Source organism: Chitinophaga cymbidii, assembly GCF_007992715.1.
Classification (GTDB): domain Bacteria; phylum Bacteroidota; class Bacteroidia; order Chitinophagales; family Chitinophagaceae; genus Chitinophaga; species Chitinophaga cymbidii.
In genome coordinates, this window is sequence record NZ_BKAU01000001.1 from 1860387 (window position 1) to 1887275 (window position 26889).

The 26889-nt window shown below is 53.3% G+C and carries 22 protein-coding genes; 9 read left to right on the forward strand and 13 right to left on the reverse strand.

Going from position 1 to position 26889, the window contains the following annotated elements:
• Positions 1-199: 199 nt before the first annotated feature.
• Positions 200-1957, reverse strand: coding sequence for a RagB/SusD family nutrient uptake outer membrane protein (locus CCY01nite_RS07575; protein WP_146859318.1), 1758 nt, complete (start codon positions 1955-1957; stop codon positions 200-202).
• A 10-nt stretch (positions 1958-1967) separates the two neighbouring features.
• Positions 1968-5045 (reverse strand): SusC/RagA family TonB-linked outer membrane protein, encoded by a 3078-nt coding sequence (locus CCY01nite_RS07580; RefSeq protein WP_146859320.1) that lies wholly within the window; start codon positions 5043-5045, stop codon positions 1968-1970.
• A 206-nt stretch (positions 5046-5251) separates the two neighbouring features.
• On the opposite strand from CCY01nite_RS07580, the gene CCY01nite_RS07585 reads away from it, so the two are divergent.
• Positions 5252-5893 (forward strand): hypothetical protein, encoded by a 642-nt coding sequence (locus CCY01nite_RS07585; RefSeq protein WP_146859322.1) that lies wholly within the window; start codon positions 5252-5254, stop codon positions 5891-5893.
• Here the strand turns inward: CCY01nite_RS07585 and CCY01nite_RS07590 are convergent.
• From CCY01nite_RS07590 to rlmD, 8 genes are all read right to left on the reverse strand, one after another.
• Complete coding sequence (locus CCY01nite_RS07590; protein WP_146859324.1) at positions 5886-6503, reverse strand: DNA-3-methyladenine glycosylase family protein; 618 nt, start codon at positions 6501-6503, stop codon at positions 5886-5888. The two genes, CCY01nite_RS07585 and CCY01nite_RS07590, sit on opposite strands and share 8 nt — an antisense overlap.
• Before the next feature lie 3 nt (positions 6504-6506).
• Positions 6507-7469, reverse strand: coding sequence for a M28 family peptidase (locus CCY01nite_RS07595; protein WP_146859326.1), 963 nt, complete (start codon positions 7467-7469; stop codon positions 6507-6509).
• Between the two features lie 16 nt (positions 7470-7485).
• Positions 7486-8982 (reverse strand): cysteine--tRNA ligase, encoded by a 1497-nt coding sequence (gene cysS, locus CCY01nite_RS07600; RefSeq protein WP_146859328.1) that lies wholly within the window; start codon positions 8980-8982, stop codon positions 7486-7488.
• A gap of 280 nt (positions 8983-9262) precedes the next feature.
• Entirely contained in the window at positions 9263-10378 is a 1116-nt protein-coding gene (locus CCY01nite_RS07605; RefSeq protein ID WP_146859330.1) for an endonuclease/exonuclease/phosphatase family protein, read from the reverse strand.
• Between the two features lie 71 nt (positions 10379-10449).
• A complete protein-coding gene (locus tag CCY01nite_RS07610) occupies positions 10450-11544 on the reverse strand; it encodes an endonuclease/exonuclease/phosphatase family protein (protein ID WP_146859332.1) in 1095 nt (364 codons plus the stop codon).
• 47 nt (positions 11545-11591) lie between these two features.
• Positions 11592-12554, reverse strand: coding sequence for a rhomboid family intramembrane serine protease (locus CCY01nite_RS07615; RefSeq protein WP_146859334.1), 963 nt, complete (start codon positions 12552-12554; stop codon positions 11592-11594).
• 38 nt (positions 12555-12592) lie between these two features.
• The gene (locus tag CCY01nite_RS07620) at positions 12593-13420 is read right to left on the reverse strand and encodes a rhomboid family intramembrane serine protease (RefSeq protein ID WP_146859336.1); all 828 of its coding nucleotides are present in this window, start codon (positions 13418-13420) and stop codon (positions 12593-12595) included.
• A gap of 24 nt (positions 13421-13444) precedes the next feature.
• Positions 13445-14854: a 23S rRNA (uracil(1939)-C(5))-methyltransferase RlmD gene (gene rlmD, locus CCY01nite_RS07625; RefSeq protein ID WP_146859338.1), complete on the reverse strand. Its 1410-nt coding sequence runs from the start codon at positions 14852-14854 to the stop codon at positions 13445-13447.
• A 42-nt stretch (positions 14855-14896) separates the two neighbouring features.
• Between rlmD and CCY01nite_RS07630 the strand changes: the two genes are divergently transcribed.
• From CCY01nite_RS07630 to CCY01nite_RS07645, 4 genes are all read left to right on the forward strand, one after another.
• Positions 14897-16294, forward strand: coding sequence for a TlpA family protein disulfide reductase (locus tag CCY01nite_RS07630; protein WP_146859340.1), 1398 nt, complete (start codon positions 14897-14899; stop codon positions 16292-16294).
• 102 nt (positions 16295-16396) lie between these two features.
• On the forward strand, positions 16397-17098 hold the full coding sequence (locus tag CCY01nite_RS07635) for a porin family protein (RefSeq protein ID WP_146859342.1): 702 nt from the start codon (positions 16397-16399) through the stop codon (positions 17096-17098).
• Positions 17099-17183: 85 nt separating this feature from the next.
• Positions 17184-17807, forward strand: a complete 624-nt coding sequence (locus tag CCY01nite_RS07640; protein ID WP_146859344.1) for a porin family protein — start codon at positions 17184-17186, stop codon at positions 17805-17807.
• A 322-nt stretch (positions 17808-18129) separates the two neighbouring features.
• Positions 18130-18831, forward strand: a complete 702-nt coding sequence (locus CCY01nite_RS07645; RefSeq protein ID WP_146859346.1) for an outer membrane beta-barrel protein — start codon at positions 18130-18132, stop codon at positions 18829-18831.
• 197 nt (positions 18832-19028) lie between these two features.
• On the opposite strand, the gene metF is transcribed toward CCY01nite_RS07645, so the two are convergent.
• Positions 19029-19982 carry a methylenetetrahydrofolate reductase [NAD(P)H] gene (gene metF / locus CCY01nite_RS07650; RefSeq protein ID WP_146859348.1) on the reverse strand — a complete coding sequence of 318 codons (954 nt, stop codon included), beginning with the start codon at positions 19980-19982 and terminating at the stop codon, positions 19029-19031.
• A 181-nt stretch (positions 19983-20163) separates the two neighbouring features.
• Between metF and lptB the strand changes: the two genes are divergently transcribed.
• The 3 genes from lptB (at position 20164) to fabG (ending at position 23292) form a co-directional block, all read left to right on the forward strand.
• Positions 20164-20928: an LPS export ABC transporter ATP-binding protein gene (gene lptB, locus CCY01nite_RS07655; RefSeq protein WP_146859350.1), complete on the forward strand. Its 765-nt coding sequence runs from the start codon at positions 20164-20166 to the stop codon at positions 20926-20928.
• 28 nt (positions 20929-20956) lie between these two features.
• On the forward strand, positions 20957-22480 hold the full coding sequence (locus tag CCY01nite_RS07660) for a GH3 auxin-responsive promoter family protein (protein WP_146859352.1): 1524 nt from the start codon (positions 20957-20959) through the stop codon (positions 22478-22480).
• A gap of 62 nt (positions 22481-22542) precedes the next feature.
• Positions 22543-23292: a 3-oxoacyl-[acyl-carrier-protein] reductase gene (fabG, locus tag CCY01nite_RS07665; protein WP_146859354.1), complete on the forward strand. Its 750-nt coding sequence runs from the start codon at positions 22543-22545 to the stop codon at positions 23290-23292.
• A 57-nt stretch (positions 23293-23349) separates the two neighbouring features.
• Here the strand turns inward: fabG and CCY01nite_RS07670 are convergent, their stop codons facing one another.
• The gene (locus CCY01nite_RS07670) at positions 23350-24228 is read right to left on the reverse strand and encodes an SMP-30/gluconolactonase/LRE family protein (RefSeq protein WP_146859356.1); all 879 of its coding nucleotides are present in this window, start codon (positions 24226-24228) and stop codon (positions 23350-23352) included.
• Between the two features lie 59 nt (positions 24229-24287).
• Between CCY01nite_RS07670 and CCY01nite_RS07675 the strand changes: the two genes are divergently transcribed.
• Positions 24288-25340, forward strand: a complete 1053-nt coding sequence (locus CCY01nite_RS07675) for a nucleoid-associated protein (protein ID WP_146859358.1) — start codon at positions 24288-24290, stop codon at positions 25338-25340.
• Positions 25341-25344: 4 nt separating this feature from the next.
• Here the strand turns inward: CCY01nite_RS07675 and CCY01nite_RS07680 are convergent, their stop codons facing one another.
• Entirely contained in the window at positions 25345-26736 is a 1392-nt protein-coding gene (locus tag CCY01nite_RS07680) for a rhomboid family intramembrane serine protease (protein ID WP_186830957.1), read from the reverse strand.
• Positions 26737-26889 lie beyond the last annotated feature (153 nt).

Below are 26889 nucleotides of genomic sequence, written 5' to 3' on the forward strand. Positions count from 1 at the left end.
TCTTTTTATCGGGATTCTTCTTAAGCTATTTCTTTTCGATGAGGTTAATGTTTTGTTAACCGGAAAACGAAAGTACGATTTCCTGTGATTCAACAATCAAAATGAATAGAAAATTTTCAAAAACAAATGTGTGTTTTATACACAAACACTGGAGCCGGCCCTGAAGCAATTGCTCCCGGACCAGCCCCAGCGGCGGGATTTAATACAATGGATTCTGGATCATCTTGTTATTTCTTCTGATCTCTTCCGCCATGATGGGCAGGAGGTAGTGCTTTTCGGTGAACTTGCGTTCCTGCACACCGGATGTTAATACTTTGTAAGTGTAAACGAGTGTATTACCGTTCAGTTTGCCTTCGATGTCGATCGCCTTGGCGGGACCGCTGAACACGGTGGTGGCGATCAGCCAGCGGCGCGCGTCGAAGTAACGGTGTTCCTCAAAGGCCAGTTCATACCGGCGTTCATAGCGGTACATCTCCGTCAGCGCGTCACCGGTTACGGAAGCGGCCAGCGCCGGCATGCCCGCACGGGTGCGTACTTCGTTGATCGCACTGCGGGCGGAGGGCTCGTCGCCAAGTTCCAGGGAGGCTTCCGCGAAGTTCAGCTTGATCTCCGCATAACGGAAGAACAGCCAGGACTGGTCGCCGCGGAAGAACTGCGCATCCAGGTTGATGTCCATGAACTTGCGGAGATAGTAGCCGGTGTAGGTGCCGTTCCAGTTTTCGATGGGACTGTTGCGCGTATCCAGCCCGTTGACCATTTCAATAGTGCCGTCCGCTCTTCTCCGTTCATAGCGGGCCGTCTGGATAACGCCTACCGGGTCGTTGGCCTGCGCATCGCTGGGGCGTTTTTTCCAGGGAGCGCCATTATAAAGTATGGTGGCGTAAAAGCGGGGATCGCGGCCAACATAGGGCTGCTTTGCCATGTCGGGATTGTTCCAGTTGAACGGCGTGCCGTCTGCCATCTGGTATCCTTCCACAAAATTTTCCAGCGGAACGTTACCACCCCAGTTGTGATAGCCATTCGGACCGTTGTACAGATCATGCGAAGTGCCGAGTTGCTGGCGGTTGAAGTATTTGCAGAAGATCACCTCCGGGTTGTCTTTGTCAAGAAAGATCCGCGTATAGTTCTCCACCGGTGATGTGGAAGGTTTGTACAAGGAGAACACATTGCTGTCGATGATCGCTTTGGCGGCATCCCTTGCCAGTATCCAGCGGGCCTGGCGGTCACCGCCCACATACCCAAAGGCGGGCTCGGTATTGCCGGGCCGGTTGAACAGATCGCTGGCGGCATACAGCAGCATCCTGGCTTTCAGGGCCATTGCGGCGTAGTTGGTGGCGCGGCCGGTGTTATCTCTTTCATGTACTGCCGGCAGCAATGCAATGGCGCTGTCGCACTCATCGGTAATATACTTTACGCATTCTTCGAAGCTGTTGCGGGAGAGCAGCATGGCTTCCCCGTCATCCAGCTTGAATATCTGCGTTACCAGCGGAACGCCGCCCCAGTATTTCACCAGCATCTGATAGAAATAGGCGCGCAGGAAATGCACTTCGCCTTTGAGCCGCGTGCGCTGCGCATCATCTTTAAAAGGCACTTTATCTACCATTTCAAAAAAGATGTTGCAGTTGCGGATGGCTTTGTAATGATCGCCCCAAAGCCCGAAAAGGTTCAGCGCGCCGAGGTCTTCGGGAGACATGGCTTCGGTTACCGAAGTGGTGGTGCCGTAGTTGTGAATGAAACGACTTTCATCCGTCATGGAAGACAGCATGACTTCGTTGAACCCGTGCCGCATTTTGGTGTACAGGTCGTTCACATAAGCCTGTACCAGGTTCGGGTCATTCCATACATCGTCTTCTGTAAACTCGGTGAGTGGTTTCTTTTCCAGGAAATCCTTGTTGCATGCGGTGGTGAAGGCCAGCAGCGTAAGGGTTATGATGAATGTATTGATCGTCTTGTTCATAGCGCATGATTTAGAAGGTTACGTTGAGGCCGGCGTTGAAGATCCTTGTCTGCGGATAGAATTGTCCGCTGCCGGTGGGTGATTCAGGATCGAAGATCTTCACTTTGTCGAATGTGAGGAGATTCTGTCCGCTCACATAGAAGCGCAGTTCTTCCATCCCTACCCGTTTGCGCAGGCGCTCTGAAATAGAGTAGCCCAGCTCAACGGTTTTCAGGCGCAGGTAATCGGTATCCCACAGCCAGAAAGTGTTCTGGCGGCTTACCCAGTATTCGCGGTCGCGGTCATAAGGGCGCGGCATGGAGGCGTCTATGTTTTGCTCCGTCCATCTGTCCGCCGCGATCTTCATCGGGAAGTTGCCGATCAGTCCGGATTCCGTGCGGATGTACTGGCTGGAGCCGGTGGCGCCCTGCCATAACATGGTGAGGTCAAACCCTTTGTAATCGGCGCCCAGCGTGAGGCCGTAGTTCCAGGTCGGGTATTCGGAGCGGTTCACGCGGATGCGGTCCAGGTCGTTGATCACACCGTCTTCATTCACATCCCTGAAAATAACGTCACCGGGCACCGCGCCGCCGATGTGCGGATAGTCGTCTATCGCTTTCTGGTCGCGGAAGATGCCGATCGCATCGTAATAAAGGTTGGCGCCGATCTGTTTGCCGGTGGAGCGCTGCCACTCGGGCACATTCGGCACTTCATCCCAGAATACGATCTTGTTGCGGGCATGCGAGATATTGGCTACCACCTCGTAGGTAAATTTTTTCACCGTGCGTTTGTGCGTGAGATGCAAGTCGATGCCCTGGTTCTTCACTTTCCCGATGTTTTCATCCGGCAGCGTGAGGCCGGTGTAGATGGGGATGGAAGCGGATCTTGGGGTGAGGATGCTGTAGCGGTTGGTGTAGAAATATTCCGCTTCCAGGCCGATCAGCCCGTTGAAGAATTTCGTTTCGATGGCTATATCCAGGTTGTTCGATACTTCCCAGGTGATGTTCTCGTTGGGAATGCGCAGTGCGTAAATGCCCTGGTACACTTTTTCTCCGAATACCATGCCGCCGGCGGGGATGTTGAAGGTATTCAGGTACTGGAATGCGGCCACCTGGTCGTTACCCATTTGTCCGTATGAAGCGCGGACCTTGAAGTAATCCACCGTAGTGCCGATGGCGCTTTTCCAGAAGTTCTCGCGGGAAAGCACCCATCCGGCGGATACGCCGGGGAAGAAGCCGAAGCGTTTGTTAGACGGGAAGTTCTGCGAGCCGTCGTATCGCCAGTTGAAGTCGAAGAGATATTTCTCATCGAAATTATAGGAAAGCCTGCCGAAGTAGTTGAGGCGCGCATAATCGAAACCGCCGCCGGTGTTATCCTTTTCTTCATTGCTGCCGGCGAAGAGCTGATCTACGGCGTCTGACATGAAATAGCGCCTTCTGGCCCAGAGGTTATCCCCTTTCGATTCATTGCGTTCGATTGCGACGATGGCGCCGACATTGTGTTTGCCGAAACTACGGAGGTAATTGATCTTGGCGTTGATGGTGATGCTTTGGTTCTGGTTAAACCATTCCTCCAGTTCGGGTGAAGCAATGCCGCGCTGGGAGGCTTCGAGCTGCGGCTGGTCGTTGGCGTCGAATCCCTGCAGGGTGTAGAGCGTCCAGGGTTTGATGAAGCGCTTGTTGAAATTGAAGTTCTGGTCCAGCGCAAAGTTGCCGTCCACAAAAAGCCCTTCCACGCCCGGTATGTACAGCATCACGCCGAGGTTGGAGTTGATGACGTAGGTTTTGTCCCGCTGATAGCCGATCTCGTTGGTGCTGGTCACAACGGGATTATCACCGTACTCGATATCCGGACCGGGCAGTCCGTTCGGCCAGACGGCCGCTTCTGTGGGCCTGCCGCGGAGCAGGGCGCGGAAGATAGACCCGGCGCTGCGCGGCGGGAAGTTACGGTCTTCCAGCCTGCCCGCGAGGTCGAGGCGGATGGTGAGGTACTTGTTCACGTTCGCGTCCAGGTTAGCGCGGATCTGGTGCTGTTTGTAGTTGGTGGCGCTGTTCCTGTAAATGCCGTCCTGGAAAAGGGTGCCGAGCGAAACGAAGTACACGAATTTGTCCGACCCGCCGCGCAGCGAGAGGTCGTGCCGGCTTTGGCTGGACAAAGGCTTGACCACTTCGTCTATCCAGTCGGTGTTGGGATAGCGCCAGGGATCGGAGCCGTCCGCGAATTTCTGGATCTCTTCTTCTGTGAATTTGGGCTGATCGCCGCCATTCACGTTGATCTCGTTCACAATGCGCGCGTAGGTAGGCGCATCGGCCATCTCGGGCAGGCGGGTGGCTTGTGTAAGGCCCTGATTGAAGCTGTAGCTCAGCAGGGGTTTACCGGTGCGGCCGCGCTTGGTGGTGATGAGTATCACACCGTTGGCGGCGCGGGAACCGAAGATGGCCGCGGAAGCGTCTTTCAGCACGGAAACGTTCTCGATGTCGTTCGGGTTGAGGCGCTGGTAGCCGTCGCGCGGAATACCATCGATCACCACGAGCGGATCGGAGTTGCGGAAAGTGCTGCGTCCGCGGATGAGGATGCGGGAGCCGTCGTAGCCCGGCTCACCGCTGCTGTTGATGGCCATAAGACCGGAAACTCTTCCCACGAGCGCGTTTGAAACGTTCACGGTAGGAGCCTGCTTGATCTCCGAGCCTTTCACGGTGCTCACGGAGCCGGTCTTGGTCACTTTTTTGGTGGTGCCGTAGCCGGTCACCACATACTCGTCCAGCTGTTTTTCAGTTTCCTTCAGCAGAATGTCCAGCGAGGACTTTCCGCCTACAGGGTACTCCAATTGTTCATAGCCGATGAACTGCAGTACCAGCGTGGCTTGCGGGTCTACGTCCGTGAGGGTGAAATTCCCTTTTTCGTCCGTAGCAGTCCCTTTCTGCGTGCCTTTGACCATCACGGTAACGCCGGGCAGGGAAAGATTTTTTACGTCTTTCACTTTGCCTTTCACCGTGATGTTCTTTGATTGCTGGGCCTGCGTGTTCTGGGCCTTGGAAACGGGCATGTTTCCGAAAAGGGCGAATGCCGCCATCAGGATGGCGCCGCCATAACGTGGAATCGGTCGCATAAAGATTAGGTTGCTTTGGGTTAAAAAATAGTAACGATCACTGTTTGTTGCTGTTTCGTATGCTCTTTTTATGGTTTTTCAAACGGGTTATTCTTATCTAGTCAAGTTATCTAGTTTTTCTTTAAATTTTTTCGAAAAATAAGCGTCGTAAGTACGCCGTTTGTTAAAAAACATTGGGTAACTTCATTACAAGAATCCACAACGCTATGAAACTGAGGTATCTGCCTGGTTTGATCGCTTTTGTCGTTGTAGCTGCCTGCGGAAAGGAACAAAGCCTCGAGGGGCCTTACCGCAGCAATGTCTGCGACTATGCTCCTTATGCCGAGGGTTCTTTATTTGAGTACGAACAGACCGGCGGTACGCCGGCGGACACCATTCACTATACTTTACGGGCAAGCGGGGACACGTCTTTGAACGGGGAGCCGTATATTTTGCTGGAAGACGATGCTACGGGCGGGTTTTCCCTGTTCCGCTGTAATGGCGGCGAATACATGCAGCTGGTGGATGTGAGCAGCCTGCCCAATGCGCCGGAGGAACCGGTGAGAACGGTTTATCTGCGTGATGATCTGCCGCGGGGCGGAAGCTGGACGGAAACGCTGCCGCTGACGGTGCCCGGTCTTGGCGAATTAGCGCTGACGCTGCGGTATACCATCGTGGAGAAGGGGACGGTGAAAGTGGTGTTGGGAAAGGAATATAAAGATGTGATCGGCGTGCAGATGGACGTATCCATGCCGCCATTGGTGTTGCCGCAGGTGTTGAGCACGAGTTTTTTTGCGAAAGGGGTGGGGCTGATCCAGGCGGATACGGAGGAGGATACTACGCGGTTGAAGGCGTATACGATCAGGTGACCGGCACCGCATCTTTCCAGGCCCAGAGATACCGGCAGGCGTGCGTTCTGTAGGGCGCCCATTTTTCCGAGAGCTTCATCAGTTTTGCGCGATAGGCTTTTTTATCCGCCGTATCGAGCTTGTACAGCTTGTTCATGGCTTGCTGCAGGCCAAGGTCATCGCAGGCGAATACATCTTCCCGCCCGAGATAGAACATCAGCAACATCTCCACTGTCCATCTGCCTACGCCTTTGATCTGCGTCAGGTAAGCGATCACTTCATCATTACCAAGCTTGTGCAGTTTCGCGTCGGTGAGCTTTTCGGCGATCACGAAGCGGGCTACGTTGTGCACGTAGCTTACTTTGGCGTTGGAAAGGCCGATGGCGCGGAGGGTTTCCGGCGGGGTGTCCAGGATTTGCTGTGGTTTGGGTTCTTTGCCGCCATACAATTGCAAAAATCGTTTGTAGATCACCGCAGCCACTTTCACGGAAAGCTGCTGGCTCATGATGGAGCCGATGAGCTTCAGCGCGATGTTGCGGCGCACCGGTAATACTTCCAGCGGCCCCGGGATGATCGTTTTCAGTTTTTTATCCTTGTGCAGGTGCGGTATGTAAACGTCGTGCGGTGTCATGGGTTAATAATTGAAAGGCTGACCGTAGATCACGTTCAGGAGCGTTTGTCCCACTGCCTGCAAGGTCCTGCGGTCTATCACGGCAATATTGTCGTTCGTGGTGTGATGATGCGGCATGAAGTTCCCGTTCGGCTGTGTGGCAATGATGTCCAGCGTGGGAATGTTCGCGATCGTGTTGATGTAATAGTGATCATCTTCCGCGCCCGCGCCATTGTTCTCATACCGGAAATAATCCGAGAACCCGCTCCGGTTCCCCACGTCCCAGATCATTTTCATTTGCGCGGGGGCGTATTGCCGGGAGAAGCTTTCGTAGTAGAAAGCGGAGTTGCGTCCGCCCACCATGTCCAGCAGCACACCGTAATCCGCTTTATAACCGGGGATGTGCGGATGCTTTGCCCAGTATTGCGCACCGAGGCAGTAGCTGGCTTCCACGCCGGATTCGCCATAATCTTCCACGTCCGTCAGCAGGATGTCTATGCCCGCTGAAGGTTTCTCCAGCCCGAACTGACGCGCCATTTCCAGCAGTACGGCCACGCCGCTGGCGCCATCGTCCGCACCGTCGAATTGTTTGCTTTTATCGAAGGCGTCTTTATCCGCATATGGGCGGGTGTCCCAGTGTGCGAGCAGCAGGATGCGTTTTTTGGCGGCGGGATTGAAGGAAGCGATGATGTTGATGCAGGGCAGTGATTTTTGCTTCGGGGCCGTGACGGTAGTGCGTTGCACGTACACGGTATCGGCGAGCGCCCGCAGGTATGCGGTGAGCCAGGCGGCGCAGGCTTCCTGTTCCGGTGTGCCGGGGATGCGCGGGCCGAAGGCCAGTTGCTTTTCAACACAGGCGTAAGCTGAATCGGCTGAAAAGGCAGGAGCGGCCGCTGTTCCGGAATCGTTATCCGTCTGCGAGCCCTGCCGGTTGCCCTGGTTACAGGCAGCAAACGTGATCGCGGCCAGTATGATCATCCTCCTCATAAAATATTATGCTGATTTAGTCGATGGCATAACTCACGGTACCGTCTTTCTCGTCCTTCAACTGTATGCCGATGGAGAGTAGCTGGTTGCGGATCTTGTCTGACGTAGCGTAATCCTTTTTGCCTTTGGCTTCCTTGCGGATGTCTATCAGCAGCTGCAGCACGCCGTCCAGCTTGTTGCTATCCTGCGCTTTTTCCGGCTTCAGCCCGAGGATATCTATGAGATAGGTTTGCCAGGTCTGCTTCAGAAATTCAAAGGTGCTTTCATTCAGCTCGTGCATTTTCACCTGTCCGCCGCGGAGGGAGTTGATGACCGGCGCCAGCTCGAACAGGTTGGCGAGCACTTTGGCGGTGCTGAGGTCGTCGTTCATGGCGGTTTCACAATCGCGGCACCAGGCGATCACCTGCGCGTCCAGCTCTTCGTTGATGGCTGCGCCGTTGCTCACGTAGGTGAGTTTCTGCAGCACTTCGTAAGCGTGCCAGAGGCGCTGCAATCCTTTCTCTGCGGCCTGCAGGGCTTCATTGGAGAAGTCGAGCGTGCTGCGGTAGTGTGTTTGCAGGATGAAGAAGCGGATGGTCATGGGGCTGTAGCCTTTTTCCAGCAAGGGATGCTGGCCGGAGAAAAGCTCGGTGAGGCGGATCTGGTTGTTATAACTTTTGCCCATCTTCTTGCCGTTGATGGTGATCATGTTGTTATGCACCCAGTAGCGCGCCATCATTTCGCCCTGCGCAATTTCGCTTTGCGCGATCTCGCATTCGTGGTGCGGGAACTGCAGGTCCATGCCGCCGCCGTGTATGTCGAACTGTTTGCCGAGGTATTTGCTGCTCATGGCGGAGCATTCGATGTGCCATCCCGGGAACCCGTCGCCCCAGGGGCTTGGCCAGCGCATCAGGTGCTCCGGCGGCGCTTTTTTCCAGAGGGCGAAATCCACTTTGTTCCTTTTCTCGTCCTGTCCGTCAAGGTCACGGGTGGTTTCCAGCTGGTCTTCGATCACACGGCCGCTGAGGATGCCGTAGTGATGGCCTTCGGAATATTTTTTTACATCGAAATAAACGGAGCCGTTCACCTCATAGGCGAAGCCGGCGTCCATGATCTTTTTGATCATTTCTATCTGTTCCACGATGTGCCCGGTGGCGGTAGGCTCGATGCTTGGCGGGAGGGTGTTGAACTGCTCCATGGCCCAGTGGAAGAGGTTGGTGTACTTCTGCACCAGCTCCATGGGTTCCAGCTTTTCGAGCAATGCGCCTTTGGCGATCTTGTCTTCTGCCGCACGGCCTTCTTCCTCAAAATGGCCCGCGTCTGTAATGTTGCGCACATAACGCACCTTGTAGCCAAGGTGGAGGAGATAGCGGTACAATACATCGAAGGTGATATTGGGCCGCGCATGGCCGAGGTGCGATTCCCCTGAAACGGTAGGGCCGCACACGTACATGCCCACGTGGCCGGGATATAGCGGAGTAAAGATTTCTTTTTGCCTGCTTAGGGTATTGTGTAGTTTAAGCTGTTCTGACATATCTGATATTTCGGACCGGCAATTTCGGACTTTCTATCCCGAATTTCGAATTTTTTAAGCAAAAAGCTGCAGGATTTGTCAATTTCAAATGATGTACGGCATTTGCTGCGGGGGGGTCGAATGCCGGGTGCGGAGCAGGTATTCCCGCCTGCGCATGATACCGGCGGGCCGCCTGCAATCTGTCTGCAGCGGTGGTAGCGGTTCTGGGCATGCAGCCTGCTGTTCGTCTTGATCGGGGTAATGGTCGCCGGGTTTGCATCGGGCGTGCGGATGGCCCTCCTTATTTCCGCAGCGTCACGTTCGTGATCACTGGGTAGTGATCGCTCAGGTCCGCATGGAGCGTGCGGAATCCGTTCACCGAAAAACGTTTGTCGGCAAAAATGTAATCTATCCGCAATGTGGGTGAAAGACCGGAAAACGTTCTGCCGATGCCGCTGCCTTTCCGGAGGAAAGCGTCCTGCAAAGCGCCTTTTACGGTAAAGTAGGTGTAAGATGCGGGCGTGTCGTTAAAATCTCCGCAAACGATCACGGGATAGGGGCTGGTCTTGATGAAGTCCGCCACGATATTGGCCTGGCGGCTGCGGCGGATGTAGGCGTCGCGCATTTTATTCATGATGCCTTTGGCGGCCACGAGGCCGGTGTCTTCCTGTTTTTTTATTTTTTCGATGGATTGATAATCCTGGGCATTGAACCGGTAGGATTCCAGGTGCATGTTCACAATGCGCAGCGTATCCCCGTTCCGCACAATATCCGCATAGATGAGGCTTTCGCCCATCGGGCCGGGAGACATCTTCACTTTGTCCGACTGGATGATGGGATACCGCGAAAAGATGATGGAGCCCCAGTGCTGGCTGCCCTGCCGGTTGAAATCGCTCGAAAAAAAACGGTGCGGCAGTTTCATTTCTTCGGAAATGTCTTCGCGGTTGTTGAAATCGTCTTTCTTCTCACTGGTATAAAAGTCCTGCAGGCAAAGGATATCCGGTTTTTGCGCTTTGATCAGCCGGAACATGGCCTCGCGGGTGGGACGGCTGTTCTTTTGCGCGTACAGGCCAAACAGCGCTACGTTGTAGCTCATCACATTAAAGCTGCCTTCCGGTTTGTCGTTCGTGTTCCAGCTGGACGGCCAGCGGAAGGCGATGAAAGCGGAAACGGACTTCCAGCCGATCAGCAATGCGAGCAAGGGGATCAGCGCATACCTTGGGTGAAACACGAGCCAGAAGATGAGGAACAGCAACAGGATAACAAGCATGAACGGGAAGCCGAGCGTCAAAAAGCTGATAGGCCAGAACCGCACCGGTGAAATGAACGGTGCGAGGCAGGCCAACAGGAAAAATAGCACTGTAACAATGTTCACGATCAGGAAAAATCCCTTTGTAAAAAGTCGCAAAAATCTCAAAAGGCATATAGTTTGACCGCCATAAATTTAACGCATTAACAAACAACACGTTAATAAATTTGGGCCGGCCATTATTTCTGTATCGTTAATCTTGCCATGACGGGGAAATGTTCAAATCCCTTACTTCTCCATATTGAAAAATCTTCCACCGTTATCCGTTTGTCCGGCAGGATATAATCGATGCGGAGCGTGGGCGATAATGCGGCGAACGTCCGTCCGAAGCCGGCGCCCTTTTTCAGAAAGGCGTCCTGGAGATCGCCGCGGATGGTGCGGTAGGTGTAGGATAGCGGGATGTCGTTAAAATCGCCCACCACGATCAGCGGTTCCGTGGTCTGGTCTATTTCCCGCCGCATGAGCTTTGCCTGCGCGGAGCGCAGCCGGAAAGAGCGTTTCATTTTGGACATCACGCCTTTCACCTTGTCTTTGTCCGGCGTGGCCACCACGTTATAATCTTCCTGGTCCAGCCGGTGGCTTGCCAGGTGGGCGGATATGACGCGCACGGTATCTCCGTGAATGAGCAGCCGGGCGGTCAGCAGGTCTTCCTGGGATGATCCGCCGCCCATGTCTACCATAGACGAATCCACGATCGGGAACTTCGAAAAGAGAATGGTGCCGTAGTGCCAGCTTTTCCAGTGCGTCCGGTGCTTCACGAAATAGTGATACGGATATTGGAACTGCAGGCGGAGGCTGTCAAAATTATTGGTCTTCTCCGGGTGATCGTTGGTGTAAAATTCCTGCAGGCAAAGAATATCCGGACGGGCTTTATGTATTTCCTCGTATATCCGTGAACGTATGTGCTGGACGTTCTTGTATTCTTTCAGGCCCATGCTGCTGCAGTTAAACGACATGATGGTGAAAGAGCGGTCAGGAGGGTTGGAGGAGCTGCCCGGCAGGTGAAAGCCCCAGGTCAGCAGCAGCGCGGGAATGGTGAGCAGCAGGCCGGCAAAAGAGATCAGCCAGTAACGGAGGCGGTACAGCAATAACCATATGGCGGCCAAAAGGAGGCATGCGATCCAGAGAAAAGGAAATGTGAGACCGGCGAATCCGGCGATCCAGAAAGTACCCGGGTCCAGGTACCGGAGCCAGGCGGAGCAGACAAGGGCGATGACGAGGAGCACATTACCCCAGAGCAACAAACGCCGGATGATGACAGGGATGTATTTCACGTAAGGGAATAATTATGCAGATGAAAATAGGAAAAGTTGGGCGGAAATTAAAACTCGCCGCTCTTTTCCTTACTGGCGCGGAGCAATGTTTCCTTTTCTTCAGGAGTAAGGCTTTCCATTCCTTCCGCGTTGATCTTGTCCAGTATCTCGTTCACTTTTTGCTCACTCACGGAAGGTGCGCCTACTTTCGTGAACGGCGCCGGAGAGGTTCTGGCGCGGAAGGAAGCGCCGGGCGGGGGTGTTTCCGCTTTGCGGGCTTCCCGGATGGATTTGGGATGGAACAGATGGGAGATGGCAAAGAACAGGTTGTTGATGCCGTTGCCCCAGTTGTAGCCTCTTTTGAATTGCGCGATGAACATGTAACCCATGAACGCGCCGCCGAGCGTATACAGCAGGGACGTATAGCTGATTTCGGTGCTGCTGAAAATAGCGAGGCCGTTCAGGGCGAGATAGATCAGCGTGATGACCCACACGGGCATGCCGCCTTTCATCAATAGCGGAAATACGCGGTTGTTCGGCGCCAGTACGGTAACGCCAACGGCCAGGGCCATTACACCTGCTCCGGCGCCCATGATGCCGCTTCCGGCCACCAGGGGCTTGAAAGCAGGCACGAGGTTCATGCCGGCGATATAGAAAGCGAAGCCAGTGAGGCTTCCGAAAATGTATAAAGGCACTACGAGGCGGTGGCCGGAAATATTCTGCAGGAGGGAGCCGAAGCAGAACAGCCAGACGCCGTTGCTGAAAATGTCCCAGAACTGGATGTGTGCGAATTGTGCGGTGATGATGGTCCAGGGTTTCTGCAGCAGCAGCATGGGGTCAGCGGGAACGTGGGTATTGCTGAGAACGTCCCGGTTGAAGGCCGGTACGCCATAATCTTCCATCTGGTAAATGATCCTGATAAAATACAGCAGGATGAAAACGGTGATATTCAGTATAAGCAGCTGCGTCACCATATTCTTCTCCTCGCCGAGAGAAAGGCGGGGCATTCGCTCTTTTTCCGTTAACTGCATGGCTCAATAATTTGTATTACAAAATTAGGCATTTTGCCTCAATAGAACGTCCGCCGGTTGCGTTTGTTCCAGATCTTCAAAAGGATGTATGCAAATAGCACGCCACCAAGGTGTGCGAAGTGCGCAACATTGTCTCCCGCAGAATTCCGGAAGCCCAGGAACAGCTCCATCAGGATGTAAAAGCCTACAAAATATTTTGCCTTGATAGGGAAGGGGATGGGAATGATGAAGAGCATGGCGTTGGGGAACAGGTAGCCGAAAGCGAACAAGACGCCGAACACAGCCCCGGAAGCGCCGACGGTAGGCATGTTGCGGTATACCTCCAGGTATTCGCCGAGGTAATATTGGCCCAGCTTGATCATTTCGGGGCTTTCTGCCGGCCTGACGCTCCAGGCTTCGTAGAAACTCTGCAGACTCTGTATCTCGAATTTTTGCTGGAATGCCGCAAAGGTGTCAAAAGACGGATTGGCAAAATAAGCGGCTACGTAGTTGGAAAGCTGGATATTGTCATACGTGAGCACCAGCATATGGCAGAACGCCGCGCCGATGCCGCAGATCATATAGAAAATGAGGAAGCGCTTGGGCCCCCATACGTTTTCCAGCGTGCTGCCGAACATCCACAATGCAAACATGTTGGACAGCAGGTGGAAGAAAGTGCTCGGGTCGTGCAGGAACAGGTGGGTCACGAACTGATGAGGCATGAAAAGTTCCGAGCCCCAGTAATGGAGACCCAATAAAGCGGAAAGATCATAACCATTCATCTTTTCCAGCGTTATCTGCGCCAGGTATACCAATCCGTTAATGATCAACAGGTTCTTGATAACCAGGGGCAACATCTGGAATCTGCCGGGCCTAAACTCGCTCATTTTCGTGTATACTTAATCGTTAATCTAATATCTACGTTTCAGCAGCACTACATTTTCAATGTGGTGGGTATGCGGGAACATGTCCACCGGCTGTATTTTTTCTATCGTGTATTTTTCGTTCAGCAACGCCAGGTCGCGGGCCTGCGTGGCGGGATTGCAGCTTACATATACGATCCGCGGCGCGGCCACTTCCAGCAGCTTTGCCGTGAGCTTCTCGTGCATGCCGGCCCTGGGAGGATCTGTAATGATCACATCCGGCGCGCCGTGTTCGGCAAAGAACGCATCATCACAGATATCGATCACATCCCCTGCAAAAAACGTGGCGTTATTTACAGCATTGGCGGCGGCATTCTCCTTCGCATCGTCGATCGCTTCCCTGATCAGTTCTATGCCGATCACTTTTTTCGCCTGCCGCGACACGAATATGCCGATGCTGCCGGTACCACAGTAAAGGTCATACACCACTTCACTGCCTGTAAGCCCTGCAAAATCACGGGTAACCTTGTACAAAACCTCGCCCTGGTAAGTATTGGTCTGAAAGAACGATTTCGGACCGATCTTAAAAGTAAAGTCTTCCAGCTTTTCTTCCACATAACCTTTGCCGGCGTAAACTTTGGGTTCCAGGTCAAAGATACTATCATTCTTTTTGGGATTGATGGTATATAACAAAGTGGTAATACCGGGAACGGTTGCCAGCAGGTGGTCCAGCAGCGCAATGCGCGCCGCTTTGTCCTCATAATGGATAACGAGGTTCACCATCACTTCCCCGGTGGTGCAGATGCGCAGCACCAGGTTGCGCAGCCAGCCTTCCTGGCGGCGGATATCATAAAAGGAAAGCGAATGTTTTTCCGCCCATTCCCTTACGGTATTCTTGATAAGGTTAGCGGGCTCCTCCTGCAGGTGGCAGGTACGGATGTCCAGCACCTTGTCAAACAGCCTGGGTATATGAAACCCCAATGCGTTGCGTTTGGGCCACTCCTCGCCTGCAGCGCGGATCTCGTCGTCTGTCAGGTACGCTTTATTGGAAAAGGTGAATTCCAGCTTGTTGCGGTAGCGGCGGGTTTTGGATGCGCCCAGGATGGGGTACATGTCCGGGAATTCAAGATGCCCGATGCGCCGCAGATGATCTTCCACCTGCTGCTGCTTGTATTCCGCCTGTTTCTCATAAGGCAGCATCTGCCATTTGCAGCCGCCGCAGAGCCCGAAATGCTCGCAGAACGGCTCCACCCGCTGCGGAGAGTAAGTATGGAAGAGCTGTGCTTTCCCTTCCGCCCAGTCTTTTTTATTCTTGCTGAGCCTTACATCCACCACATCTCCCGGCACAACGCCTCCCTCGATAAAGATCACTTTACCGTCCACCCGCGCTAATGCCTTGCCCTCGGCGGCATAGCCTGTTACGGGAACTTTTTCCAGAACTACGTTTTTTTTCCTCACGGGTGCAAAGGTAGGACGGTTTTCCTTACTTTTATTGCACCTATGCAAAATCTGCTATGCTTATTATGCTGCCTTTGCAGCGCTTTCTCCCTGCAGGCGCAGGGATATGAGATCACCGTAAAGATCAGGGGTTATCAGTCGGGGTACCTTTACCTCGGCCACTACATGGGCAAAACGACCTATGTGATGGACTCCGCGCGCATCAACGAGAATGGCGTGGCCGTTCTGAAAGGTGCGGAAAAACAGCCGGGCGGCATTTACCTCATCGTTCTGCCGGGCAAGAAAAAGTATTTCGAAATGCTGATGGACGAGGTGCAGACCTTTTCCGTGGAAGCCGATACCAGCAGCCTGCTGGAAAAAACGGTATTTTCCGGCTCGGCGGACAACGAGATGTTCACGGCCTATAACCGCTTTTTATCGGCGCAGGGCCCCGCGCGCGAAGAGATACAGCGGCAGCTGGCCGCGGCCCGCACAGCGGCGGACTCGGCCAAAGTGGCCCCGCTTTCCGAACAACTCGGCAAAAAACTCCAGGAATACCGCAACAACGTAGTAGCCAAACATCCGAAGTCGTTACTGGCCGCCATTTTCCGGTCCATGCGCGAACCGGAAGTAAAGCCGATGCCAAAGAAAGCGGACGGCACGCTGGACTCCACCTATCCCTACCGCTATTACAAAGCGCATTACTGGGACGATGTGGACCTGGCGGACGGACGGCTCGTGCGGACGCCCATCATCGAAACAAGACTGAACCGCTACTTTTCACAACTGGTAGCGCCGGTGCCGGATTCGGTGATCTCGGAAGCGGACGCGCTGATCGCAAAAACGGGGAACGACAAGGAGAGCTTCAAGTTCCTGGTATGGTGGCTGACGCTGCATTACGAATCCTCGCCCATCATGGGCATGGACGCGGTGTTCGTGCACCTGGTGGAGAAATATTACGTTACAAAACGGGCTTACTGGGTAACGGACGAGCAAAACGAAAAGATCATCAGCCGCGCCTATACCATCGCTCCCAACCTGATCGGGCAGAAAGGCGCGCCCTTGCCACTGCAGGACACCTCCGGCAAATCCGCGTCCCTGTACGATATCAAGGCAAAATATACGATCCTCGTTTTCTGGGACCCAACCTGCGGGCATTGCATCACCGAAGTGCCAAGGCTGGACTCCGCTTTTAATGCCAGCTGGAAAAAGAAAGGCGCGGTGATGTTCGGCGTGAAAACGGAAGGAACGCAGGAAGAATGGCTAAAGTTTATCCATGATAAAAAACTGAAAGGCTGGATACATGCCTGGGACCCCGGCTATAAAAGTAACTACCGCCGCTTCTATGATGTTTACAGCACGCCGCTCGTATACCTGCTGGATGAAAACAAGAAGATACTCGCTAAACGGCTCGGTGTGGAACAACTGGAAGAATTCCTCCAAAGGTCATCCAACCACTAGTATATTTGTCTTGTAACAAAATGATTCTCAACCGGCTATAAGCCTTTAACATTCCTTTGGCACAGTCTTTGGATTTGTCTTCGTACATCAAAACTATTGGTTATGAAGAAAGAGATTGTGCTCTCACTACTGGCGGTTGGCGTTTCGGCGGCAGCCATGGCCCAGGTGCGGGTTGGTATCAAAGGCGGGCTTAACGTGGCAAATATCACCACTACCAACAGCGGCGCTGTTGACGACAGTAGGTCTTTATCATCTTTTCATATAGGCGCCATTGCGGACCTGCCTCTTTCCGAGATCCTTTCCATCCAGCCGGGCGTTTTTTATACCGGTAAAGGTTCCAAGCTGGAAAGAGGGGATGAAGGCAGCACCACCTATTTCAGATCAGAAACCAACCCCCGTTACATCGAGATTCCCGTAAACTTCGTCGGCAAGATCCCCGTAGGCGGTGAAACCAAGGTATTCCTCGGCATCGGCCCTTACGCGGCATTTGGCGTAGGCGGGCAGAATAAATACACTTTCAGCAACCCTGTTCTCGGCGAAGTAAAAGGCGAAGACAACATCAAATGGGACGACGATACCCCCTTCAACGACGACGACCCCAACCAGGGCTATGACAAATACAAACGCTTCGATTACGGCGGCAACATCCTGGCTGGCGTGGAGTTCGGCAATTTCCTGCTGTCTGCCCAGTATGGAATGGGCTTCGGTAAGATCCTGTCCGGTTCGGACGATGGCAATAACGACAAAAGCAAGAACAGGGTCTGGGCTTTCTCCGTTGGTTATCTTCTTGGAGGCAACCGTTAAACAATTTTTGCAAAAAGGCATTATTTAAATAGCATACCATTTCATCCTGACATATAAAGTTTTTCTAAAACAACAAAAGCAAATCATGAAAAAAGTACTGTTTTCCGTAGCTGCACTGCTCATCGCCGGTGCATCCTTTGCACAGGTAAAATTCGGCGTGACGGCAGGGCCCAGTTTCTCCAGTTACACAGGTAAAGAGGCAGGAGATAAAGAAACCAGCAAGCTGATCACCGGCCTGCGTGCAGGCGTAACCGTAGACCTGCCGCTGGCAGATGAGTTTTACATCCAGCCAAGCCTGCTTTATGTAGGGAAAGGCGGGAAATTGACAGATGGCGACGTGGACCTGAAGACCCGTCTGAATTATCTTGAGCTGCCTATCAACTTCATGTACAAGCCGGAGGTTGGAGCAGGTAATCTTTTCATCGGCCTTGGCCCCTACCTGGCTTACGGCCTTAGCGGCAAGACGAAAGTCGACGGTGGCGACAATGAGGCCAGCACCGACATCGAGTGGGGGAGTGACCCCGGTCAGCTCAAAAGGCTGGACGCCGGCGCTAACTTCCAGGTCGGATATGAATTTCCGATGGGCTTCAACGTGGGCCTGCATACAGACCTCGGACTGGTGAACGGCCTTGGTGATGGCGACAACGACAACTCCTTCCGGAACACTTCTTTTGGCGTGTCCGTTGGATATAAGTTCGGCGCCCGCTAATCCTTAATGAATTAATGATCCGGCTGGTTAGGCATTGCAATAATCTATAATGCCAGGCCAGCCGGTTTTTTTTACCACGTTATGAACCATTTCCTCTTTGCCGATGTTATAATAACCCTGGCACCCATGAACTGAGTTATTTTATTATTATTTGACCGTCGCTGTCTGAAGGGTGCTTTTATTTTGAATATTATTGCTGTATGTTTGACCTGAATTCTCGAGAGGCATACAGGACAGGCATACATCTACGATCTCCGTTGCATCCATATCCGCAGCGGCACTTACTTTCCTATTACTTAAACCCCCTATTAAAAACCTCCATATGAAAAGAGTTTTACTGCTTTTTATTGTATCGATCTTTACATTTCATTCAAAAGGACAGGTAAGTATGGGGCTGCGGTCCGGCTACACGGCGGCGGACCTGGAAATGACCGGGAAGACCGGCTCTAACCTCGATGGGGACCACACGACATTTCACGGCTGGCATCTGGACCTGGTCATCAACGTACCGGTGTACGAAGGACTGTACTTTCAGCCGGTGATCCGCTATATCACCAAGGGTACCAATTACAACGCCGAGCGGCCGGTGAAGCCTGAGCTGTCCGGCGCATACCTGCCTGCCGGAAGCAGGTTGCAACTCAACTACCTCGAGCTGCCCCTGAATTTCGTGTATAAGTTTACGTTACCCGGCGGCAAGATCACCGCGGGCCTGGGCCCATATATCGCAACCGGCCTGCGCGGGCGGTATCATTACGATATCGTTCAGAATGGACGTAACGTCAGCAACGATTCAAAGGAGGTGCAATTTTCACGCGAGGCGAACGATAACCTGGCCGTGGTGCGCATGAATCCCTGGGATGCAGGCGCCAACTTCGCGGTCGGTTTTGAATTCAATAACGGCATCATGCTCGGCGCCAATTACAGCCGGGGCATGACGGATGCGGACAAAAACGATCTTACTACCAGCAGGAACAGGTATTTCGCGGTAAGTGTGGGCTTTCTCTTCAACCGGGAGGATTACTGATCCGCGAAAAAATATAACAGGAAAGCCGTCCCGTTTTTGACGCGGGACGGCTTTCTTTTTTTGTGCCGGATGGGGGTAAAGACATCCTGCGGCGTCTTAATAGCAGCAATACATTCTTCACCAATAAGTTTTTCAAACAAAAGGTGTGACAGTTATAGGGAAAAAATGCCATCGCGTATCTACGCATGGCAATTTTTTTATCTGATAGCTTCTACTACTTTGCGGATCACATGGGGCTTGCCCAGGGTATAATAGTGGAGCACGGGCACGCCCGCGGCCTTCAGTTCTTTTGACTGCTGGATGAGCCATTCCGTACCGGCCTGCTCCACATCTTTGTCCGTTTTGCATTTCAGCGCTTCAACGGCCAGGTCATCGGGCATGTCCACATGAAAAGTGCGCGGCAATATCGTCAGCTGTTTTTTGGTGGTGAGCGGCTTGAGGCCGGGGATGATAGGCACTTTGATGCCCGCTTCGCGGCATTTGGCCACAAAATCGAAGAATTTCTGGTTGTCGAAGAACATCTGGGTGACGATGTAGTCCGCGCCGGCTTCTACTTTCCGCTGCAGGTACTTCATGTCCGTAGCCATGTTGGGGGCTTCGAAGTGTTTTTCCGGGTAGCCGGCCACGCCGATGCAGAATTTGGTTTTGACGCCGCCCATGAGGTCTTCTTCGAGATAAATGCCGTTGTTCATATGCGCAACCTGCTGAAGCAGATCGATGGCATAGCGGTGGCCGTTGGGATGGGGCTCGAAGAAGGTTTCATTCTTCGGTGCGTCCCCCCGCAGCACCAGCACGTTGTCGATGCCGAGGAAGTTGAGGTCTATCAGGGCGTTTTCCGTTTCTTCCTTGCTGAAGCCGCCGCAGATCAGGTGGGGCACGGCGTCTACCGTATAGTGGTTCATGATGGCGGCGCAGATGCCTACAGTGCCGGGGCGCTTGCGGATCTCCACCTTGTCGAACGAGCCGTCCGCCCGTTTTTTGAACATATGCTCGCTGCGGTGGTAAGTTACATTGATATACGAAGGCTTGAACTCCATTAAAGGATCCAGGTGATCGTAGATAGACTCAATGCTCTTGCCTTTGAGCGGCGGCAGTATCTCGAAGGAGATCAGCGTGTCCTTTGCCTGTGCAATATGTTCAGTGACTTTCATCAGTTAATAATTGATTTTCTAGCGACCTGATGGAACCTCGCATTATCATGCTCGGTTTCATATCAAAAAGGATGTTCGTCTAAAACCCCGCAAAAATAGTATTTAGCGCAATAATTAACTAATAGCGGCCCAAACCGCTCTCCATTCACCTATTTTGTTATTTTTGCTAAGTTTCAATCATATGGCATTAAGAATACATACGCAGCAGCTGGTAAAGCGTTACCGTACCAGGACGGTGGTCAACCACGTGTCCGTGGAGGTTACGCAGGGTGAGATCGTGGGCTTGCTGGGCCCGAACGGAGCGGGGAAGACCACAACGTTTTATATGGTGGTGGGGCTGATCAAGCCGGATGAAGGGGAGGTGTTCCTGAACGAGGAGAACATCACCAAGCTGCCCATGTACAAGCGGGCGCAGATGGGCATCGGTTACCTGCCCCAGGAAGCCAGCGTATTCCGCAAGCTGAGCGTGGAAGACAATATTGCCGCCGTACTGGAGATGACGAAACTGAGCAAGGCGCAGCAGAAAGACAAGCTGGAATCCCTCCTCAGCGAATTCCGCCTGCAACACGTGCGTAAAAGTCCGGGTGACGTACTGAGCGGCGGTGAGCGCCGCAGAACGGAGATCGCCCGTGCCCTGGCCGTAGACCCCAAGTTTATTCTCCTGGACGAGCCTTTCGCCGGGATCGACCCCATTGCCGTGGAAGACATCCAGGGCATCGTGGCGAAACTCAAGTACCGGAACATCGGCATCCTCATAACAGACCACAACGTGCAGGAAACACTTTCCATTACAGACCGGGCCTACCTCCTCTTTGAAGGCAAGATCCTCAAAGCCGGAACAGCCGAGGAACTGGCTGAAGATGAACAGGTAAGAAAAGTGTATCTTGGTCAGAATTTCGTTCTTCGCAGGAAAGATTACCTCGATGAAGCAGCTAAGAATCAATAACCTATCAAAACCCTAGTTAAAACCTGGTATGAAGATTTTAAGTCCAGCGCTGTCACAATTGGCCAGAATACGCATGGGCCGCATTGAGCACTTTATGCAATACCCGCTGCAGGTTCAGCAGCAGGTATTCCAGAACCTGCTCAGCGCTGCACAGTACACCGAATTTGGCAAACAATACGGTCTCTCCAATATCTTTAGACTGGATGAATTCAAACAAAGGGTGCCCGTTCACAACTACGAAGCCATGAAGCCCTACATCCAGCGCGTCATGGAAGGCGAACAGAACGTGATCTGGAACACCCCCATCAAATGGTTCGCAAAATCCAGCGGCACCACGGCAGACAAAAGCAAGTTCATCCCCATCTCCCGCGAAAGCCTCGACGAATGCCACTACCGCTCCGGCCGCGACGTTTTTTCCCTCTATTATAACAACTTCCCGGATTCCGATGTGCTCACCGGCAAATCCCTCGTGATAGGAGGCAGCCACCAGGTGAACAGGCTCTCGCCGGACAGCGACAGCTATTATGGCGACCTGAGCGCCGTGATGCTGCAGAACATGCCGTTCTACGGGCACATGATCCGCACGCCGGACCTGTCCATCGCGTTGATGGACGAATGGGAAGAGAAGATAGAACGGATGGCCAACGTGGTGATCCACGAAAATGTAACTTCCATCGCCGGTGTTCCCACGTGGACCATCGTGCTGATCAAAAGAATATTTGAGCTGACGGGAACGGACAACCTCGCGGACGTATGGCCTAACCTCGAACTCTACGCCCATGGCGGCGTGAGCTTCACGCCGTACCGCGAGCAGTTCAAAAAGCTGATCCGCAAGCCGGGCATGAGCTACCTGGAATCCTACAACGCTTCCGAAGGGTTCTTTGCCGCGCAGGACGTGATCGGTGAAGAAGGGCTGCTGCTGTTCCTCAACCATGGCATCTTTTACGAATTTATGCCGATGGAAGAATACGGGAAGGATTTCCCGCGTACCCTGCAGCTGCACGAAGTGGAGCTGAACAGGAATTACGCCCTCATCATCAGCACCAACGGCGGCCTCTGGCGGTACCTCGTGGGAGATACTATCCAGTTCGTTTCCCTGTCGCCGTTCCGCATCCGCGTCAGCGGCCGCACCAAATCTTTCATCAACGCATTCGGCGAAGAGCTGATCGTGGATAATACGGACAAAGCCATAGCGAAAGCCTGCGAAGAAACAGCCGCCACCGTGAACGACTATACGGCCGCGCCGATCTATTTCAGCGACGCCGGCAACGGCGGGCACGAATGGCTGATCGAATTCGAGAACAGGCCCGCCGATATGGAACGCTTCATTGATGTGCTGGACGGCACGCTGAAGGCCATCAACTCGGACTACGAAGCAAAGCGGCATAAAGACATCGCGCTGCACCGCCCCACCGTTCATGTGCTGGACGCCGGCACCTTCACGGAATGGCTGAAAAGCAAAGGCAAGCTGGGCGGCCAGCATAAAGTGCCGCGCCTGAACAATGAAAGGAACGTGCTGGAAGAGATCCTGCGTTTTATTGAAAAACACTGAACGATGGTATAATTTTCTATTACCTTCGTTCATCAAATTAAAGCTAAACCTATCTGTTAAAAATGAAATTACTCAACAACAAAGTAGCCATCGTAACGGGGGCCAGCCGCGGGATCGGTGAAGCGATCGCGCTGAAATTTGCGGATGAAGGCGCCCATGTTGCATTTACTTATGTTAGCTCGGACGAAAAAGCAAAAGCGCTGGAAGCGAAGCTCATCGCCAAAGGTGTGAAAGCAAAAGCCTATAAAAGCAATGCCGGCGTATTCGAAGATTGCGAAGCGCTGGTAAATGATGTGGTGAAAGAGTTTGGTACGGTTGACATCTGCGTCAACAACGCCGGTATTTCAAAAGACAACCTGCTGCTGCGCCTCAGCGCCGAGCAGTGGGACGAGGTGATGGACATCAACCTGAAGAGCGTTTTCAATATGACGAAACTGGTGATGCGCCCGATGATGAAAGCCAAAAGCGGCAGCATCATCAATATGAGCTCTATCATCGGCATCAAGGGAAATGCGGGCCAGAGCAGCTATGCCGCCTCCAAAGCAGGCATCATCGGCTTCTCCAAATCCATCGCACAGGAGATCGGCAGCCGCAATATCCGCGTGAACGCCGTGGCGCCCGGCTTCGTGGAAACGGACATGACCCACTACCTGAAAGACGGGGAAGGCGCGAAAGCCTACCTGGACCAGATACCGCTCGGCAAGTTCGGATCACCGGAAGATATCGCGAACGTGTGCCTGTTCCTGGCTTCCGATATGGGGGCGTATGTGACGGGGCAGGTGATCAGTGTTTGCGGGGGGTTGAATACGTAAGAATTTCTATCGCAATATTGGGCCGCGGGTTTTTAGCCTGCGGCTTTTTTTATGAAGTCAATACCCCTTCCCCGCAATCTCCACCCTGAACATCTCCATACACTTCCTGTCCTGCAACGTCACAAAAACCGTCTTCCCATCCTCACCCCCAAACACCAGGTTACTGCATAATTTCCCTTTCAGCGGTATCTCCCGTATCTGGTCACCGGCGGGAGAAAGCACTACTACGGTGCCTTTACCGTGACGGGTGATGTAGAGGTTGCCGGCTTTGTCGCACTTCATGCCGTCCAGGCCGAAGTCGGGGAAAACGGCCAGGAGCTTTTTGTTGGAGATGGCGCCGTTTTCCGCCACATCGTATCTCCAGACTTTGCGCTGCACGCTTTCGTTGAAGTACAGCACTTTTTCATCGGGGCTCAGCTCTATGCCGTTGGTGGTGCCCAGGCTGTCCGCCAGCAAAAAGGGGCGGCCGCCTTTGAGGATCGCCCAGATCTTGCCGGTGCCGTTCTTCCAGTTGGGGTCGGAGGCGTAGAGCATATCTTTTTTGTTGATGCACAGGTCGTTTGGCTGGTTGAATGCGGGATTGTGCAGGTAGGTGCTGATCTTTTTACTTTTCATGTCCACCTTCAACACTTTATGTCCCTTGAAATCCGCCAGGAACATATCTCCGCCCTTGCGGGAGAACTGAATGCTGTTTGCAACGCTCCCTTCCGGCAGGGTAACGAATACTTCGCCGGTGCCGTCTTTGCTGATGGCGCCCACGGTGCCGTCCTGCCCGAAATTCACGACGTAGAGATTCCCGGATTTATCAAAGGCGGGGCCTTCGATGTTACTGGAAAAAAGATTTTCTGCGGTAAAATCCTTCGCGGTGTACAGGGCGTCCTGGGCCGAGGCGGAGGTCACGCCAAGCAGGCAAATGGCGGCAAGTATATTTTTCATGGGAGTAAATTAATTTTTTTTGATGTAAAATTTCCAAATGCGCCTAATTTGCAGCCCGTATGATTCACGTATCGGACATAAAAGACCTGGAAAGGCTTACCATCCACAAGGTGGGCAACGCCACGAACGAAGATCCGCTGGTGCTGTCGCAACAGCCACTGGAGCTGAAAGACGAAACCATCGGCACCCTGCTGCTGAGCTATTTCATCCAGCCATTCACCAATAACGCGGAATATTTCAGGTTTTATCATGAGGCGGACATCCAGCTGAATGAAGTATATAAATATTGCAGCCTGATCTTCGACGACGCGGAAAACTTCCAGGAGCAGTCGGTCAACATCGCCAAGCATCTTTATAAACATTCCACCCACCCCAAGATCAAGGGCGGAGAGCTGTACATCGTGCATTTTTCCAAATGCCAGGTAGACGGGGAAGAGGTGGAAGCGATCGGCATTTTCAAGTCGGAGAACCGCGATACCTACCTGAAGGTCTTTCTCAGTAATGACAACTATGAAGTGAATTATGATGACGGGATCAACATCAACAAGCTGGACAAAGGCTGCCTGGTGTTCAATGCCGGCCGTGAGGAAGGGTACAAGGTGAGCATTGTGGACAGCATCAGCAAGCAGAACGAAGCGGTCTACTGGAAAGATGCGTTCCTGCAGGTGCAGCGGCGGGAGGACAGCTATCACCAGACCGAAACGATGGTGAACCTCTGCCAGCAGTTCATCCAGAAAAAACTGCCGGAAGAATTTGAGATGAACCGGGTAGACCAGATCGAGCTGCTGAAAAAATCCGCCACTTACTTCAAGGAAAAAGAGCAGTTCCAGGTGGAGGAATTTGCGGAAGAAGTACTGGGCCACCCGGATGCGGTGGACGCTTTCCGCAATTACCGCGAGCATTTCAGGGATGAATACCGGCTGGACGTGCCGGATGAATTTGATATTTCAAGCCCGGCCGTTAAAAAGCAGCAGCGGGTGTTCAAGAGCATTCTCAAGCTGGACAGGAACTTCCACGTTTACATCCACGGCAACCGTGAGATGATCGAAAGGGGGTATGATGATGAGCGGGGCATGCACTATTACAAGCTGTATTTCGAGGAGGAAAAATAAGCACTTACCAGTTCAGCTCTTTCCGCATCCTGCTCATGTCGTGCAGCGCGTCGATGATCTGTTTGTCGTACGCATTCCTGCCCTCGCGCAAGGTCTTGTAGCTGTAGGCGAACATATTCCGTTGCGTAAGAAAAAGCTGCCGCATGATCCTGTTCCGTTCACGGGCGTCCCTGCTAAGGGATAGCGCATCGATCTCGTCCATAATGCGCAGGTTTTCATCCATATAATAAATGCCGAAATTCTGCAGCCATTTTTCCCGCGCTTTTTCCGAGCCCACGCTGTAGCTGCCCTGTGCCATGGTGAAGTTATATCCGAGCGTTTGCACTTTTGTAATGTAGATGCTTACATCGCGGGGGAGGATGAAGTAAACGGAACCGGCTATCGCCAGAACGATGGAAGCCGCCGCCAGTGTGCTTTTTGCCTGATGAAGCGGATTATTCAGACCGGCGTACATGAGCTGCGCGAGGAGCATGCCTGTCAGCAGTCCGCTGATATGCGCCGCGTGATCGATGTGGCTGGCGAAGAAAACGAGGGACAGGCGCAGGGCGATGTAGATGCCGATGCTGATCAGCAAGGCGCGGCGCTCGCCGGGTGGCAGGAACCGGCGTAACAGCAAAGTGAAAACAAACCCGAACAGGCCGAACAGCGCGCCGGATGCGCCGATGGACGGCGTGATGTCGTACCACCAGAGGCTGCCCAGCCCCGCGATGATGGCGCAGGAAATATATACCAGCAGGTACCGTCCTTTACCCAGCAGCGGTTCGAGATACACGCCGCAGATCATGATACCGTACATATTGAAAAACAGATGCAGCACGTCCGCATGCAGGAAAGCCGCGCTGAGCAGGCGCCACGGCTCCCCGAACAGGGTTACTTCCTTGTAGTTGGCGCCGAACCTTTCCAGCAGCTCCGTATCGATCATCCACCAGGAACCTCCCCGGTACAGCGTGACCAGCGCCAGCAACAGGTATATGAAAACATTGATGCCGATGAGGATGGGGGTGATGAAATATCCGCTGACGGGTTTGAATACGCCGAATGGTCCCTTTACCACCGGCCTGCTGTGGCTCAGGCGGTGCGTGGCGATGGCGGGAATTTCCGCGGCTGCTTCTTCGGGCGTGAAGGTTTCCGCTACCTGCTCAATGGCGCCGAGCAGCCGTTTGATGTTCTGTCGGTTACGCCCGAAGTCGAGCACCTGCGCGCCGGTGGACGCGCTGAAAAGGCTCAGCTCGCCGTCTTCCGTGAATGCGGCGCTGACCTGCTCGTTCCAGGAACGGAAGCTGAAGCGGGTGAATGCGGTGATGTTTTGCGGGCTGACTTCGGAGATCTCCCATCCCAATTGCTCCATGGCCCTGCGGGTAATGCGCAATTGCTCCGCGGGGCTGCGGTCTTCCATAGTGATGATGGTACTATGCCGGGGAGGGAATCCGATCATGCTGAAAAAAGAGGATCAAAAGTAAATACAGGTCCTGTAAATCTCAGGAGCCTGAAAAAAACTTATGCGTAAATACCAGGCCCTGTAGATCGCATACACTGAAACCGGCGCTAA